Origin of the sequence: Nocardia bhagyanarayanae (assembly GCF_006716565.1) — a bacterium.
Lineage (GTDB): Bacteria > Actinomycetota > Actinomycetes > Mycobacteriales > Mycobacteriaceae > Nocardia > Nocardia bhagyanarayanae.
Genome location: NZ_VFPG01000001.1, coordinates 1220894 through 1237082, shown reverse-complemented (window position 1 = coordinate 1237082; position 16189 = coordinate 1220894). Strand labels below are relative to the sequence as shown.

Annotated in this window: 15 protein-coding genes; 6 read left to right on the top strand and 9 right to left on the bottom strand. The window is 68.4% G+C overall.

The features are described 5' to 3' along the window. Positions 1-95: 95 nt before the first annotated feature. Positions 96-2285: a molybdopterin oxidoreductase family protein gene (locus FB390_RS05040; protein ID WP_141807897.1), complete on the bottom strand. Its 2190-nt coding sequence runs from the start codon at positions 2283-2285 to the stop codon at positions 96-98. Between the two features lie 172 nt (positions 2286-2457). Next, positions 2458-2940 (bottom strand): hypothetical protein, encoded by a 483-nt coding sequence (locus FB390_RS05035; RefSeq protein WP_141807896.1) that lies wholly within the window; start codon positions 2938-2940, stop codon positions 2458-2460. 255 nt (positions 2941-3195) lie between these two features. Here FB390_RS05035 and FB390_RS05030 point away from each other — a divergent pair, with 255 nt between their 5' ends. Together FB390_RS05030 and FB390_RS05025 are read left to right on the top strand one after the other, a co-directional pair. Beyond that, positions 3196-3753 (top strand): DUF4282 domain-containing protein, encoded by a 558-nt coding sequence (locus FB390_RS05030; protein ID WP_141807895.1) that lies wholly within the window; start codon positions 3196-3198, stop codon positions 3751-3753. A 223-nt stretch (positions 3754-3976) separates the two neighbouring features. Continuing rightward, the gene (locus tag FB390_RS05025) at positions 3977-4855 is read left to right on the top strand and encodes a helix-turn-helix domain-containing protein (RefSeq protein ID WP_141807894.1); all 879 of its coding nucleotides are present in this window, start codon (positions 3977-3979) and stop codon (positions 4853-4855) included. Position 4856: 1 nt separating this feature from the next. Here the strand turns inward: FB390_RS05025 and FB390_RS05020 are convergent, their stop codons facing one another. Beyond that, entirely contained in the window at positions 4857-5261 is a 405-nt protein-coding gene (locus FB390_RS05020) for a MarR family winged helix-turn-helix transcriptional regulator (protein WP_141807893.1), read from the bottom strand. Between the two features lie 85 nt (positions 5262-5346). Between FB390_RS05020 and FB390_RS05015 the strand changes: the two genes are divergently transcribed. Further along, positions 5347-6813, top strand: a complete 1467-nt coding sequence (locus tag FB390_RS05015) for an MFS transporter (RefSeq protein WP_141807892.1) — start codon at positions 5347-5349, stop codon at positions 6811-6813. 82 nt (positions 6814-6895) lie between these two features. On the opposite strand, the gene FB390_RS05010 is transcribed toward FB390_RS05015, so the two are convergent. Both FB390_RS05010 and rfbA read right to left on the bottom strand, forming a co-directional pair. After that, a complete protein-coding gene (locus FB390_RS05010; RefSeq protein ID WP_067786654.1) occupies positions 6896-7444 on the bottom strand; it encodes a dTDP-4-dehydrorhamnose 3,5-epimerase family protein in 549 nt (182 codons plus the stop codon). Positions 7445-7446: 2 nt separating this feature from the next. Then, complete coding sequence (gene rfbA / locus FB390_RS05005; RefSeq protein ID WP_141807891.1) at positions 7447-8319, bottom strand: glucose-1-phosphate thymidylyltransferase RfbA; 873 nt, start codon at positions 8317-8319, stop codon at positions 7447-7449. A gap of 320 nt (positions 8320-8639) precedes the next feature. Here rfbA and FB390_RS05000 point away from each other — a divergent pair, with 320 nt between their 5' ends. Together FB390_RS05000 and FB390_RS04995 are read left to right on the top strand one after the other, a co-directional pair. After that, positions 8640-9632 (top strand): alpha/beta hydrolase, encoded by a 993-nt coding sequence (locus tag FB390_RS05000; RefSeq protein ID WP_141807890.1) that lies wholly within the window; start codon positions 8640-8642, stop codon positions 9630-9632. Between the two features lie 115 nt (positions 9633-9747). Next, entirely contained in the window at positions 9748-10158 is a 411-nt protein-coding gene (locus FB390_RS04995; RefSeq protein ID WP_141807889.1) for a hypothetical protein, read from the top strand. On the opposite strand, the gene FB390_RS04990 is transcribed toward FB390_RS04995, so the two are convergent. After that, on the bottom strand, positions 10133-10885 hold the full coding sequence (locus tag FB390_RS04990) for a DUF8020 domain-containing protein (RefSeq protein ID WP_141807888.1): 753 nt from the start codon (positions 10883-10885) through the stop codon (positions 10133-10135). The genes FB390_RS04995 and FB390_RS04990 overlap by 26 nt on opposite strands. A 384-nt stretch (positions 10886-11269) precedes the next feature. Further along, complete coding sequence (locus tag FB390_RS04985; protein ID WP_141807887.1) at positions 11270-11983, bottom strand: DUF8020 domain-containing protein; 714 nt, start codon at positions 11981-11983, stop codon at positions 11270-11272. 305 nt (positions 11984-12288) lie between these two features. Between FB390_RS04985 and rfbB the strand changes: the two genes are divergently transcribed. Next, positions 12289-13299, top strand: a complete 1011-nt coding sequence (gene rfbB / locus FB390_RS04980) for a dTDP-glucose 4,6-dehydratase (RefSeq protein WP_141807886.1) — start codon at positions 12289-12291, stop codon at positions 13297-13299. Between the two features lie 195 nt (positions 13300-13494). Here the strand turns inward: rfbB and FB390_RS04975 are convergent, their stop codons facing one another. Next, entirely contained in the window at positions 13495-15135 is a 1641-nt protein-coding gene (locus FB390_RS04975) for a DUF2142 domain-containing protein (RefSeq protein WP_246123859.1), read from the bottom strand. Continuing rightward, on the bottom strand, positions 15132-16121 hold the full coding sequence (locus FB390_RS04970) for a glycosyltransferase (RefSeq protein ID WP_141807885.1): 990 nt from the start codon (positions 16119-16121) through the stop codon (positions 15132-15134). The genes FB390_RS04975 and FB390_RS04970 overlap by 4 nt, the downstream gene beginning before the upstream one ends. Between the last annotated feature and the right edge of the window lie 68 nt (positions 16122-16189).

Genomic DNA, 16189 nt, shown 5'->3' with positions numbered 1-16189 from the left:
GAAGTTAGCGCAAGGCTTTCCACAAGTTTGCTGAATTCCGACCGGCCGGAATCGTTTCCGGCCGGTCGGCGCCGCGACAGGCGCGGCGTGCGATTTCACGCGGGCGTCAGCGTCACCGGCACGCCGTTGAACACCGCGTTCCCCGAAGGCACGTCGACCACCGAATCATCGGTCAGCGCATTGGCATTCACCCCGGCGTTGGCCTTGGCCACCGTCTGGGCGCTGCCGTCGTGGCCCCAGCCGTGCGGCAGGCTCACCACGCCGGGCATGATCGCCTCGGTCGGCTCGAGCGGCACGGTCAACGTGCCCGCCGCGGACTTCACCACGGCCTGGTCGCCGAGTCCGAGTCTGCTCACGTCGTCGGGGTGAATCTGCAACGTGCACCGGTTGGTACCGCTCACCAGACTCGCGACGTTGTGCATCCAGCTGTTGTTGGAGCGCAGGTGCCGCCGCCCGATCAGCACGAAATCCGGTGCGTCCTCGGCCAGTTTGGCGCGCAGCCGCGCCACGTCGGCGAGCAGCGGTGCGGGCGCGAGCTCGACCCGCTTCGAAGCGGTGCGCAGCGCCTCCGGCAGCCGAGGCCGCAGTGGCCCGAGATCGATGCCGTGCGGATTGTCCAGCAGCACGCGCAGATTCAGCGTGCCGCCGTTCCATTCGCCGTAGGGACCGAGCCGCAGCATCAGATCGAGGCGCTGCTCGGTGCTGGTCTCCCCGTGCAGTTCCGGCCGACGCTCCGGAATGCCCGCTTTGTGCAGCATGCCGGCGATGATCAGTTCGTCCACCATGGTCAGCGGATCGCTGTCCCCGGTTCCGTTGTGCGGCTTGCCGGTGAGCGCGGCGCCGAGCCGGGCGAGCACCCCGGCCTCCGACGGGCGGTCGCCGAGCGGCACCAGCGGTCGCGAGTAGCGCGCGTAGTTGCGGACCGCGAATTGGAGCAGCGCGAAATCGTAATGCGGGGACTGGAGCGGGCGCGGCGGCGGCAGGATGACATCGGCGTGCTTGGTCGTCTCGTTGACGTAGCGGTCAACGCTCACCATGAACTCCAGCCCGGCGAACGCCTCGTCCAGGCGTGCCCCGCTCGGCGCGGAGAGCACCGGATTGCCCGCGACCGTCACCATGGCGCGTACCTGACCCTCACCCGGCGTGCGGATCTCGTCGGCGAGCGTGGCCACCGGAAGTTCGCCCATGGACTCGGGCAGCCCGCGCACCCGGCTGGTCCAGCGCCCGGTGCGGAACGGTTTGGTGCGGGTGATGCCGCCCGCCGCGGCGGTGGCGAACATGGCGCCGCCGGGGGAGTCCAGATTGCCGGTGAGCACGTTGAGCACGTCGACGAGCCACTGGGTGAGGGTGCCGAATTCGGCGGTGCAGGTGCCGATCCTGGCGTAGACCGCCGCGGTCGGTGCGGCGGCCAGCTCTCGGGCGATGCGGACGACGGTCTCGGCGGGCACCCCCGTGCGCGCCGCGACGACGTCCGGCGTGAAATCGGCGGCTGCCGCGCGCACTTCGTCCAAGCCGGCCACCTCGACCCGCACGTCGGTCAGTCCCTCGGCGAAGAGCGTGTGCACGATGCCGAACAACAGGTACGCGTCGGTGCCCGGCCGGACGAAAAGGTGCTCGTCGGCCAGCTTCGCGGTGCGCGTCAGCCGCGGGTCCACCACGACGAACTTCCCGCCGCGGCGGCGCAGCGCCTTCAGGCGACCTGGGAAATCGGGCGCGGTGCACAGCGATCCGTTGGATTCGAGCGGATTGGCTCCGAGCATCAGCAGATAGTCGGTGCGGTCCAGGTCCGGCACCGGCACGGTGAGCGGATCACCGAACATCAGTCCGCTGGCCACCTGCTTGGGCATCTGATCGGCGGTGCTGGCGGAGAACAGATTCTTGGTGCCGAGCGCGCGGATCAGCACCGGCAGGTACAGCGCGCCCGCCACGGTGTGCGCGTTCGGGTTGCCCAAATAGAGTGCGGCCGCCTGGTTCCCGTGCTCGGCGACGATCGGCGGAAAGCGCTCGGCGATGTAATCGAATGCCTCGTCCCAGGTCGCGGTGCGCCGTTCGCCGGTCGCCCGGTCGCGGATCAGCGGTTCGGTGACGCGGTCCGGGTCCTCGTCGAGGTGTCCGAGGCTGGCGCCTTTGGGACAGATGAAGCCTTTGCTGAAGGGGTCCTGCTTGTCGCCGCGGATCGAGGTGACGTGATCGTCGCGGTCGAGGGTGATCTCCAGCCCGCATACCGCTTCGCACAGCGGGCAGGTGCGCAACAGGTTGCGGGAGAGCTCTGTGATCGGGGCCATACCCCATCTTGACCCGGTGGCCGTCCGGAAGGGAAGGCTAATTTGCGACATTTTTGGTAAATGTCGCATAGCCGCGAGGCGGCGGTGGAAATGAGGACGACCGGCATCCGTCGGGCGGATGCCGGTCGTTCAGGGTCGGTAGTGCGGGCCGTCCCCTACCTCGGGGAGCGGGTCAGCAGGCGACGCTGGTCAGCTGAGCCCGGCGACGGATGCCCGCCGAACGGACCGCGGCGCTGATCGCGACCACCGGCGGGACCCAGCGGGCCTCGTGCGGAGCGACGCCCCAGCAAGCCGAACCGGCCGAGAGCTTGCTCGGCGGCAGCGGGATGCCCGCGCCGTCGGTGTACACGATGGCGCCCGCCTCGCGCAGCGCCTCCAGCGCCATCGCGGCCTTGCGCAGGCCGGTGACGAGGTGGATCTCGCGACGGTCGGCGCCGGGGTACTCGATCACCGGCCCGGACAGGTTGTTGGCGCGCAGGAAGCGGCGGACCGCACCGGCCAGCTCTCCGCTGACCTCGATGCCGGAAATCTCGTCATCGGTGATCAGGCAGATCCCGTTGGCCGTTTCGGCGACCGTCCACCCGCGCTGGATGTAGTCCTGCGCCGCGGCGTCCATGTCGGCCGCGGAGACGGAAGTCGGAAACGAGGTGCGCACTGTTTTCTCCATTCCCCGATAGATCTGGGTCCTGCGTTCATGGTTCGTATCGAGGGGCGGTGGCCCCGGCGTTACGCGATTCGGCAAAGTTTCTCGAACTGTGGACTAGGTCTCATTCGGCGGAGGTTCGGTCGGGGTCGTTCGGGTCGCTGCCACGGGCCAACTTTCGGCCACCTCCCTGTCGCGCCGCTGAGACCGAGCTGTGTGGTTCCTGGGGGCTGGTTCAGGGAGCGGAATGCGGGGAAGATTCGCGACATGACCGACGAACCGACCACTCCCGCGGAGCTCGACCCCGAGGAGTACGAGACCGAATCTCGTTGGATCACTTGGAAAGAGTCGGCCGCCAAGCGCTTCCGGGCGCAGCAGCGCGACGAGGAGCCCGCCGAGCCGTTCCGCAGCCCGCGCGCCTTCCGGCAGTGGAGCGCGGAGACCGCGCGCGCCTTGGTCGATGTGCAGTTCCACCGCACCGCGACCACCACGCTGCTGCCGCTGGCCTACATGCTCGGCCTGATCTTCGCCATCGCCCTGCCGATCGCGATCACGGTGTGGATGTGGCAGATCTCGGCGGTGCTCGGCGTGCTCGCCGGCCTGGTCGCGGTGCCGCTCGGCCTCTCGATCGCCGCCGCCGTGCGCCTGATGCTGGAGTTCCTGGTCAACGCTTCGCGATTGGCGACACGAGTGGAGCACATCAGCGAGCTGGCCGACGATCTGTTCCAAGCGCTTTCGGATGTCGCCGAGCCGGTGAACCAGCTCTCGGAGGACGTGCGCGCGGTGCAGTTCTGGCGCTTCCGCAAGCGCGGTACCCGCAAGTAGGCAACCAGACAGAGTTTCCACGTGGTGACCCTGCCGAACCTGATTGTCTCTCTTGCGACATCGACCTGCCTGTGACAGCAATCCTGCACTATGTCAGTTTTGCTGTGAAACAATGCTGTTCGAGCGTCCGGGATGGCTCCGGGCACTGGGTAGGGAGCGTCGATTTCGGGTGACACGGGAGGTTTCGCCGTGTCTCGTCGGCGCATGGCGCGAGGGGGAAAGCATGGCTTTACCGCAGGCAACAACCGGATCGACCATGCCGCGTCGGCAACTCGGCCGACACCTGCGCGACCTGCGTAACCGCGCCAGGATGACCACCAGGATGGCCGCGCAGCAGCTGGAGTGGTCGGAGGCCAAGATCTGGCGGATCGAGACCGGCCAGACCTCCCTGCGCAGCCTGGATGTCGAGGCGATGTGCAAGATCTACGGCGCCCCCGGCGATCTCGTCGGCCCGCTCACCGCGCTGGCCAAGGAGACCAAGGCCAGGGGCTGGTGGACCGCCTACAGCGATGTGCTCGGCGAGGGTTTCGAGATCTACATCGGTCTCGAGGAGGCGGCGCGCCAGCTGTCCACCTACGAAAACGAGCTGGTGCCAGGTCTTTTGCAGACCGAGGAGTACGCGAGGGCGCTGCTGAGCGCGGCGCGGCCGGACGCGCCGCCCGCCGAGATCGAGCGCCGCGTCCAGTTTCGCCTGGCCAGGCAGGCTTTGGTGACTCGAGGCGAATCGCCGGTGCAGCTCGAGGCCGTGATCAGCGAGGCGGTGCTGTGGCGGCGCGTCGGTGGCGCAGATGTGACGGCGGGCCAGCTCGAGCATCTGCGGAGCATGTGCGACCTGCCCAACGTACGGATCAAGACCGTGCCGCCGGAGTCCGGGTATCACGCCGGGATGGAGTCGGGCCGGTTCGTGATGCTCGAATTTCCCGAGGGGCGCATGGGCGAGGCGCCCGAGCCGCCGGTGGTCTACGTCGAGGCCTTCACCGGCCCGGTCTACCTGGACAAGGACAACGAAATCGACCGGTACCGGAAGGCTTTCGCCGACATCAAGTCGGTCGCGGTCGACGCGCGCCAGGTGCTCGACGACGCACGCGCGGCGATCGCCTGAGTTACCGCCAGGTGCGGCCCAGAATCTCGCGGTGGGTGGGTAGCGCCTCGTCGTAGGCCTGCTTGCCCTTCTCCGTCATGCAGACGAAGATCGCGCGCCGATCGTCGGAGCACATGCTGCGCTCGACGAGCCCGTCGCGTTCCAGGCGCGCCACCGCGCGCGAGAGCGCGCTCTGGCTGAGATAGATGTCGTTGGCCAGGTCGCTCATTCGGTACTTGCCGCAGGCGGCGTCGACCAGCCGGTCCAGCGTCTCGAACTCGCTGAGGCCCATCTTGTGCTTGCCCTGCAGGGCTTTCTCCAAGGCACAGCTGACGGCGGCGTGCCGATCGAGCAGTTCGCGCCATTCGCCAACCAGCTCGGTGGGCGCGACGCTGCGCCGAGCGGTGTCTGTGGTCGGCTTCGACATGGCCCCATCTTAGTGGTCCGCGCCAATCCATGCAACGGCATTTAATGTGTTGGCATTTAATGCGTGTGCATGTAATGTCCTCCGCATGACTTCACCGGCAACGCTTTCGGCCGCCGCCGCGACGGCGACCGATCCGACCAGATGGTCCGCACGGCTCTGGGGCATGCTGATCACTCTCTGCATCGTGTTGTTCCTCGACGGCCTCGACGTTTCGATGATCGGTGTCGCGCTGCCGTCCATCGGCGCCGAACTCGATCTGTCCACCTCGACCCTGCAGTGGCTGGTCAGCGGCTACGTGCTCGGTTACGGCGGCCTGCTGCTGCTCGGCGGACGCACCGCCGATCTGCTCGGGCGGCGCAAGGTCTTCCTCATCGCGCTGGCGGTCTTCGCCCTCGCCTCGCTCGCCGGCGCCCTGGTCAGCTCCGGTCCGCTGCTGATCCTGACCCGTTTCATCAAGGGCCTCGCCGCCGCGTTCACCGCGCCGACCGGTCTGTCGATCATCACCACCAACTTCGCCGAGGGCCCCGCCCGCAACAAGGCGCTGTCCATCTACACCGTGTTCGGCGCGGGCGGTTACTCCTCCGGCCTGCTGTTCGGCGGGCTGATGACCGGCGTCGGCTGGCGCTGGACCTTCCTGCTCCCGGTGCCGATCGCGGTGGCCGCGCTGGCCGCGGCGTGGGTGCTGGTGCCCAAGGACAAGCCCGCCGAAGAGGGCGGCCACGACATCCTCGGCGCCGTGTTCTCCACCGCCGCCATGCTGCTGCTGGTCTACACGGTGGTCACCGCTCCCGAGGTGGGTTGGGGTTCGGCGCGCACCATCGTTTCGTTCGTCGCGGTGATCGCGTTGTTCGCGGCCTTCCTCGCCGTCGAGCGGCGGGTCGCGCACCCGCTGGTCCGCCTCGGCATCCTGCGCAAATCGTCGCTGGTCCGCGCCAGCCTCGCCATCGTGGCGGTCGCGGGGTCGTACTTCAGCTGGCAGTTCATCGTGACCCTGTACATGCAGGACACCCTCGGCTGGTCGCCGTTGAAGCTGGCTATGGCCCTGCTGCCGGTCGGTCTGCTCGTCGCGCTCTCGGCGGTGTTCTCCGACAAGCTGGTCGACCGCTTCGGCACCGGCCCGATCATCGCCGTGACCATGGTCGTGATGGCCGTCGGCTACCTGCTGTTCCTGCGGCTGGACACCGACCCGTCCTACCTGACGGTGATCCTGCCCGCGGTGCTGCTGATCGGCATCGGCTGGATCGGCTTCCCCGCCATCAACATCCAGGCCACCAACGGCATCGATGACGAGGAGCAGGGTCTGGCCGCGGGCGTTCTGCAGACCTCCATGCAGGTCGGCGCGGCCATCGTGCTCGCGGTGACCACCGCGATCATCTCCTCCGGCGGGCACAGCGCCTCGCCCGCGGACATGCTCGACACCTACCGTCCCGGTTTGGCATTCGCGGGCGGTGTCGCCATCGTCGGCGCGCTGGTCGCCCTGCTGGCCTTCGTGCCGAAGCGCGGCAAGCGGCCCCAGGCTGCCGCCGAACCGGAACTCGAGCTCGTCGGCTGATCCGCAGCGGCCGGCGAAAAATCGGAAGCCACGTCCAGCGGCCCACTGCCGCCGGACGTGGCTTCCGGCTATGTACCAGGATTCAGGAGAACGGCGGCGCGGCGGCGTCCTTGGGCGAGCGCAGGTAGGTCAGCGGTGTGCCGTCGCGGCCGACCTTCGGCCACTCGATCGCCAGCCGCGGATCGAAAGCATCCAGGTCCCTGTCGAATTCGGGGGTGTACTCGATGGAGCACAGATAGGTGACCGTGGACTCGTCCTCCAGCGAGAGGATGGCGTGCCCGAGCCCCTCGGACAGGAAGACCGAGCGCCGGTCGACGTCGTCGAGCAGGACGCTGTCCCAGCGACCGTAGGTCGGCGAGCCCGGCCGCAGATCGACGACCACGTCCAGGAACGCGCCGCGCACGCACGTCACGTATTTGGCCTGGCCGGGCGGGTCTTCGGTGTAGTGGATGCCGCGCAGCACGCCCGCCGCCGAGACAGAGCAGTTCACCTGGTGCAGCTCGAACGGACGTCCCGTCGCCTTCTCGAACTCGGAGGCCTTGAACGATTCGACGAAGGTGCCGCGTTCGTCCTCGAACCGGCGCGGCGTGATCACCCAGGCGCCGGGCACCGCGAGTTCGCGAATCTCCATGCTCACCAATCCCGTCCGCGTTCCAGCAGATCGAGCAGGTAGGCGCCGTAGCCGGAACGGACGAGCGGCTCGGCGCGAGCGCGCAACTGCTCGTCGTCGATATACCCCATCCGCCAGGCGACTTCCTCGGGAACGCCGATCTTCAGTCCCTGCCGTTCCTCGATGGTGCGCACGTAGTTGGCGGCGTCGAGCAGCGAGTCGAAGGTGCCGGTGTCGAGCCAGGCGGTGCCGCGGGCGAGCACGTCGACGCGCAGCCGTTCCTGTTCCAGGTAGGCGCGGTTGATGTCGGTGATCTCGTATTCGCCGCGCGCGGAAGGCCGCAGGCCGCGGGCGATCTCCACCACGTCGTTGTCGTAGAAGTACAGCCCGGGGATGGCGTAGTTGGAACGCGGGACCTTCGGCTTCTCCTCGATCGACACCGCGCGGCCTTCGGTGAATTCGACGACGCCGTAGGCCGTCGGATCCGAGACCCAGTAGGCGAACACCGCGCCGCCGTCGATCCCCGAGAACCGGTTCAGGCTGGTGCCGAGGCCGGGGCCGTGGAAGATGTTGTCGCCGAGCACGAGCGCCGCGCACTCGCCGCCGATGTGGTCGGCGCCGAGCACGAAGGCGCGCGCGAGACCGTCCGGTTCGGGCTGCACGACATAGCTGATCGATATGCCGAACTGGGAACCGTCGCCGAGCAGCCTGGCGAAGGCCTCGGCGTCCTCTGGCGTGGTGATCACCAGGATGTCCTTGATGCCCGCGAGCATCAGCGTGGACAGCGGGTAGTAGACCATCGGTTTGTCGTAGACCGGGACCAGCTGCTTGCTCACCCCGCGCGTGATCGGGTGCAGCCTCGAACCGGTGCCGCCCGCCAAGATGATTCCGCGCATGCCCTGGAGTCTGCCAGTTCGACCGCTCTCGGATTCGAGGAGGTTCCGACTCGTGCACGAATTCATCACGAACGTTTCGCCGCCCGGCGCGGCGGGCGATTGCTGTTGCATAGATCACTTTCGCGTGGTCTTCTGAAAAGCGCTGCGACGTGAGCGACGGGCGCGGAGGCGGTAGCTTGCGTGACCACGCAGGGCCCCGGGAACGTCGCGAATGGCCGCAGCGTGAGATGTCAGCGTCGACTCTCGCCCGTGGCCACGCCCGCATCCGGGCTCGGTTCCGTCTCGGTCGGTTCGGCGCGCCAGTGTGAGGTAGGTGCGCGATGACAGCGACCACGGTCGACGGCTCCGCCATCGTGATGAATCCGGACGGCCCGAGCGCCGCGGCGCGGCTGCTGCTGGCGACCTGCCGCGGCGTGGTGCGGCCGATGCTGCGGATGGCCCCGATCACCCGGGCCACCATTCCCGTCGGCGCCTTCGCCATCGACGGGCTTGCCCGATTGCGCCCCGCACCGCGCGGCATCGAACGCGAGCAGGTCACCCTCGGTGGATTCCGGATGGAGATCGTGCGCCCGTCCGGCGCGGCACGGGCGCTGCGGCACGGCGCGGTGCTGTACATGCACGGCGGCGGCTTCGCGGTGTGCGGGCTGGAGACGCACCGGCCGGTCGCGGCCAGCCTGGCCAGGCGCATCGGTCTTCCGGTGGTCAATGTCGACTATCGCCAGTTGCCCGTCGGCAGCATCGGCGAGTCGGTCGAGGACTGCCTCACCGCCTACCGCTGGCTGCTGCGGCACGGCGCCGATCCGGCCCGGATCGTCTTCGCCGGTGATTCGGCGGGCGGCTACCTGACCTTCGCGACCGCGCTGCGCGCGGTGCAGGCCGGACTTCCGGTGCCCGCGGGGCTGGTCGGGCTGAGCCCGCTGCTCGACCTGGACTACGCCGCCAAGCGCGAGTACGTCAACGTCGCGCGGGACCCGTACATCCCGCTGTCGGCGCTGGAAGCCGTCGTGAAACTCGGCGCGGAGATCGACGGCGCGCTCGATCCGCTGCTCTCGCCGGTGAACGGCGCGCTCTCCGGCCTGCCGCCGGTGCTGATGATCGCCGCAGAGGACGAGGTGCTGCGCTACGACTGCGAGCTGATGGCGCGACGGCTCACCGCCGCGGGCGTGCCGCACGCGGTGGAGCTGTGGCGCGGACAGGTGCACGCGTTCATGAGCATCGCGCCGAACCTGCCCGAATCCCGGGCGGCGCTCGGCCGGGTGGCGCGTTTCGCGCGCACCAGGTTCGAGCAGTTGGAGCAGGCTCGGACGGCCTGATCACGGTCGGCCGGACGAGTCTTGTCCCGCCCCGGGCCCGCGCCCGGGGCGGGATGCTGTCGCGCTTACCTCGGACGTAATCGACTCCGGTGTCGCGTTTCGGCAGGCTGAGGCCATGGTGGCTACAGAGACGACCCCGACGACACTCGACCGGGCTCTTTCGGCGCTCGCCTACGGTCGCATCGCGCTCGGCGCGACCGCGCTGGCCGCGCCGCGCACGGCGGCGCGCCTGGCGCTGACCCGCCCGACTCCCGAACTCGGCTACATGACCAGGATCTTCGGCGCCCGCGCGCTCGCGCTCGGCCTCGGATACCTGACCGCCGCGCCCGCCGACCGCCCGCGCTGGCAGCGCCTCGCGCTCATGGTCGACATCCTCGACACCGCGAGCGGAACGGCACACGTGGTCCGCGGCGACATCCACCGCGGTGTCGCCGCCGCGCTGGTCGCCCTGACCGGCGGTTACGCGACCGTCGGCGCGCGCCGCTTCCTGCGCGACCGGCTCACTTCGCCGGGAACGGCGCGTTGATCGTGGTGAAGTACTGGGCGACCGCCGCGATGGCGACGGGAGCCGTCACGAACAGCTGACCCGCGACCGCGCCGAGTGCGCCGATCGCGGCGATGCCGCCGAGGCAGCCGACCGCGGCCGCGGGCAGGAACGGCCCGAACAGTCCGGCGATGGTGGCCGCCGCCACGGTCGCGCCCGCGATGCCGCCGAGGACGCAGCCGACGGCCGCGCCGCCGAGTCCGCCGAGCAGCGCCCCCATGCTCACGCCCAGGCCGATCGTGCTGGTCATCCGCGACCACGCGGCCTGCTCGCGATCGTATTCGTTCTTCCACGGGGCCTTGTCCTCGAACGGGAGGGCCACGGGCCGGTAGCGCGCCTTGTCGAGGGCGAGCTGCGGCGTGAGGGCCGCGGTGCGGCCGGAGATCTCGGCTGCGATGGGGAACTCGAAGTCGTCGACGCGGAACCTCAGCGGCGTGCCCGCGAGGACGATGCCGTCGTCGCTTCGGATCTCCAGGACGTCGTCGGCGATCACGAGCGCTCCGGCGTCGATGCCGATCACGGCGGTGTCGCCGGTGGCGGTGGCCGTGAACCCCACCACCTCGGCGAGGCCGGTGCCATCGGTCGCCGCGATGCCATCGGCGCTCGCAGTGACGCCCATCCCCTCGGGTTCGGCGGCGGCGGTGCCCGCGGTGCTCGCCACGACGGCGACCAGCAGCCAGGCGGTTGCGGCGAATTTCCTCATCAGCATTTGTCCGTATCCCTTATTCGCGGGGTGCCGGGAATTGCGCGCCCCAGTCGAAAACAATTGGTTAACCGTATGAATCGGTAATGTTAAGATTGTGTTCACTCTTTACCGGTCCGCTTCGGCAATTCCCTGTTCGGAGTCGTTCTGTGCTCGGCTCCGGCTCGACGTTAGAACCTGAACTTTTGTTCGGGTCAAGTGCGCAGTGGCGCGGAACACAGCCGCCGCGTCCGGCATGCGAGCAGGTTGCGGGGAGTGTGCGCCGCGCCATGGCGCCGGTGTGGAGGCCGGAACCCCCGACAGGCGAAAGCCCCGCCCGATGAAACCGGGCGGGGCTTGCTGTCTCGCGACTCTATCGCGCGGATTCAGTTGTGCGGCAAGCTGTTCGAATTACTTGGCCGGGGGCACGAACGGCTGGTTGATGGTGGTGAAGTACTGGATCGCCGCACCGATGGCCACCGGGGCGGTGATGAAGATCTGACCCGCCAGGGTGCCGAGGGCGCCGACCGCGAGGATGCCGCCGATGCAGCCGATGGCGGCGGCGGGCAGGAACGGGCCGAACAGGCCGACGATGGTTGCCGAGGCGACGGTCGCGCCGACGATGCCGCCGAGCACGCAGCCGACAGCGGCGCCGCCGAGGCCGCCGACCAGGGTGCCGATGGTGGCGCCCATGGCGATGGTGTCCTTCATGCGGTTGAAGGCGGCGAGCTCACGGTCGTACTCGCTCTTCCAGGGCGCCTTGTCCTCGTAGGGCAGCGCGACCGGCTTGTACACGGCCTTGTTCATGTCGAGCTGCGGGGTCAGGGTCGCGGTGCGGTCGGAAATGTCCGCGGCGATCGGGAACTCGAACTCGTCGACGCGGAAGGTCAGCGGGGTGCCCGCGACCACGCTGCCGTCGGCGGCCTTGATCTTCAGGGCGTTGTCCTCGACGACGAGCGAGCCCGAGTCGAGGGTGATGATCGACTGGGTGTCGGTGGACTGCGCGGTGAAGTTGATCGGTGCGTCGGCGGCCGGAGCCTCGGGGGCCGCGTTGACGGTGCCCGCGGTCACGCCGAGCGCGGCGATCAGCAGCGCCGAGGTGGCGGCGAATTTCCTCATCAGCATTTTGTTTGGAACCTCGATGTGAAGCGTTCGGAGGGGACTAGATGATCGAAATCTAGACCAGCTAACGCGTGGTGAACCGTTTGTGACCGTTAATTCAAATTTTGTTCACCATTGGGCCTCATGGGTTGGTGCGGTGCCGGAAACGTGCACCCAGAACCAGGCTTTTCGGCGGCGAACCAAACCGGTCGTCATTCTCCTGCCGAAACGCGGTGAGACGAAGGTCACAAGTGCCGGGTTCGGAATGTTCGTGCCTTTCATAGCCCTCCGCCATCGAAGTCGCCACCCGGTCGACGTAAGGTCGTGGGGTGCGATTGCTCGTAACCGGCGGCGCCGGATTCATCGGTGCGAATTTCGTCCAGCAGACCGTGGCCGAGCGGCCCGAGACGAGGGTGACCGTGCTGGACGCCCTGACCTACGCGGGCAACAAGGCGTCGCTCGATCCGGTGGCCGATCGCATCGAATTCGTGCACGGCGACATCGCCGATCTCGACCTGGTCGACGAGCTGGTCAGCGGTGTCGACGCGGTGGTGCACTTCGCCGCCGAATCGCACAACGACAACTCGCTCACCGAACCGTGGCCCTTCGTGCAGACGAACATCGTCGGCACCTATTCGCTGCTGCAAGCCGTTCGCAGGCACGACGTTCGCTACCACCACGTGTCCACCGACGAGGTGTACGGCGATCTCACCCCCGACGCACCCGCGTTCACCGAGACCACTCCGTACAACCCGTCGAGCCCGTACTCCGCGACGAAGGCGTCCAGCGATCTGCTGGTCCGCGCCTGGGCGCGCTCGTTCGGTGTGCGCGCCACACTGTCCAACTGCAGCAACAACTACGGCCCGTACCAGCACGTGGAGAAGTTCATCCCGCGCCAGATCACCAACCTGATCGACGGCGTGCGTCCCCGGCTCTACGGCGCCGGTCATCAGATCCGCGACTGGATCCACGTCGACGACCACAACCGCGCGGTGTGGGACATCCTCGACCGCGGCCGCGTCGGCCAGACGTATCTGATCGGCGCGAACGGCGAACTCGACAACAAGACCGTCGTGCGGATGCTGCTCGAGGCGTTCGACCGCGATCCCGACGATTTCGACCACGTCACCGATCGCCCCGGCCACGACCAGCGCTACGCGATCGACGCCACCCTGCTGCGCACCGAACTCGGCTGGACCCCGCGCTACGCCGACTTCCGCGCGGGTCTGGCGGCCACCATCCAGTGGTACCGCGACAACGAATCCTGGTGGCGCCCAGAGAAAGCCGCGACCGAACGCGCCTACGCGGCGGCGGGCGAGCAGACGCTGGGCCGTGCGTAGTTCGCCGGTCGGCCAGCGGGCAACGCCCTGGATCCGCTCGCTACGACAGCTGTAGCCGCATTACGACGATCCGCGGCGACCGCCCACCACCGGTGCGCCGAAGGTGGAACCGCGCTTGGCGCCGACCAGCAGTGCTTCCGGAGCGGTTCCGCGCTGATCAGCCGGATAATCGGCGCACCGTGCGGCTCGACCGGATCAGCCCCAGACGATCGTGCTGTACTTCGCGACCGAGGCGATCAGCGCGACCAGCGTCGCGACCACGACCGTGACCGCCGGTCCCCACGTCGGAGTCTGCCCGCGAGCGTCGGTGAGCCGCAACGGCATCCAGCGCAGCAGCGCCGCGAACGCGACCAGCGCCAAGGGCACGAAGTAGCGGCCCTGCACGCCGTCGATGATGTAGTAGCCGACCGGCGTGAACGACATGTACAGCGTCACGTAGATCATCGCGACGCTGGCCGCCACCGTGAGCGCCACGACCAGCGTCCGCGCGAAGGTGGCGGTGCGCGGGTTCATCCGGTCCGCGATGCCGACGCTCACCGCGAAGGCGAGCAGGCAGGCGAGCACCGCGACGGCGGGCACGTCGATGTAGGCGAAGCCGAGTTCACCGAAGAACTGGGTGAACCAGCGCTGGTCGCGGTAGGAGATGCTGTCGCCGAAGACGCTCAGGAAATGCAATGGATCGCCGAGGATCTCACCGAGCTGTTCACCAGGCTTGACGGTGTACCACTGGTGCGGCGGTCGCATCAGGCTCATGCCGTCGCCGGTGGGCGCCGCGATCTTCATCCAGACCGCGAAGGCGAGCGCGCCCGCGGCGGCGAAGGCCCACGGCACGAGCCTGCGCCAGGTGAAGCCGGAAACCGCCGCACCGCCGAAGAATCCGAAGCGGTCCACCGGCACCAGCACCACCAGCATGGCGAGCAGCACGTAGGTCGGCTTGCTGACCGGCAGCAGCAGCGTCGCGCCGAGCAAAGCGACCGTCTCCGTACGGCTCAGGCCGTCGCCGAGGAACAGCGCCTTGATCAGCAGCGCGGACACCATGATGGCCAGCGCGTTGGTCAGCGTGTCGGCGGTGACCGTGCCCGCCTGGAACACCGCGATCGGCAGCACCGCGACGGTGAACGCGAGCCACTGCACCCGGTGCGCGCGCAGCGCGTACAGGCCGAAACCGACCACGACCAGGTAGGCGAGCAGACCCGCGAGCCGGGTCAGCAGCACCGTCGAGCCCACATCGAGGTCGAACAGCGCCGCGGCCCGAATGCCGACGGCGGCGGGCACATACGGCACGGGGGAGTAGGCGGCCGTGTTGGTGAACCAGACCGAGGTCATGGGCGAGTCGACCGGAGCGCTCTTCAGCCGGTCGTACTCGCCGGGATCGGCCACCATGGGGTCCGGCTCTTGCGGGTTGTCCTGGTAGTCGCGGAACGCATAGCCCATCAGCGCGTCGACGTTGACTGGCACATCGCCGCCGTAGGCGAGACCGCGACCGTCCTGGATCTGCTGCGGCAGGAAGCCGCCGTACGCGACCTGATAGGCGCGGCCGAACTGGGTGATCTCGTCGTGGCCCCAGAACGGCGGGGAGAGTACAGCGAACAGCGAACCGAAGAGTGCCGTGATTACCGCGAACGCGACCGTCGCAGCGCCGAAGCGAGTGACGATGGCGCGACCGGCCTTTCGGGCCGCGCCGGAAGACGCGGAATCCTCTTCGCGTGCGGCTGTGGACGGTTCCGTGCCCTCCGCGGGCTTAGCGCTGTCGGCCGGCTCGTGCTCGCTGTCGGCCGTGTCGGGCGTTTCGATAGTGGTCCCCACTGTGCTGCCGCGATCGGCGGAGGTGGTCACCGCGCGTCTCCACGGGCCGGCGCGTCACCGCCGTTTCGGAACGGGTCGTCCTCCGCGACGACGGCCGAATAGCGCAGGTAGACCAGGCGCGCCGCCTCGTGGCGGGACCGGCGGATGCCGTCGAGGATCAACCCGGCGGTCCAGGCCAGGCTGCCGAGCAGCAGCAGCGTGAAGCCGAGGAACAGGGTGGGGAAGCGCGGAACCTCGTGCGTCCTGGTGAATTCGATGACGATCGGGATGGTCAGCACGATCGAGACCAGCCAGCTCAGCGTGCCGAACAGGCCGTAGAACGCGACGGGCCGCTCGTGCCTTGCCAAGCCGATGATCAGCGCGAGGATCTTGAAACCGTCGTGGTAGGTACGCAGTTTGGATTCGCTGCCTGCCGGACGATCGCGGAAGCCGACCGGAACGGCGGTCTGCGGCACCCGCAGGTGCAGCGAGTGCACTGTCAGCTCGGTCTCGATCTCGAACTCGCGGGAGACCGCGGGGAAGCTCTTGACGAACCGGCGCGAGAACACGCGGAAGCCGCTGAGCATGTCTTCGACGTTCTCGCCGAACACCTTTCCGACCACGCCGTTGAGCACCCGGTTGCCGGTCTCGTGGCCGGTGCGGTACGCGGTGCCGGAGGAGTCCTGCTTGCGCACGCCGAGCACGTGATCGTAGGGGCCGTCGAGCAGCGTCTTGATCATCAGCGGGGCGTCGGCCGCCTCGTAGGTGTCGTCGCCGTCGATCATCAGGTAGACGTCGGCCTCGATGTCGGCGAACGCGCGCCGCACCACGTTGCCCTTGCCCTTGGTGTGTTCCTGGCGGACGATCGCGCCTGCCTGGCGGGCGAGTTCGGCGGTCCGGTCGGTGCTCAGGTTGTCGTAGACGTAGACGACGATTCCCGGCACGGCGGCTTGGAGGTCGGCGACAACCTTGGCCACCGAGGCCTCTTCGTTGTGGCACGGGACCACGGCGGCAATACGAAGCTCGGTGGAGTCCACCCGGGGTCATTCCTCGATGTCGGCGTGAATGGGGAACACGGGGGAGGGTACATGGCTCGGGACCTCCG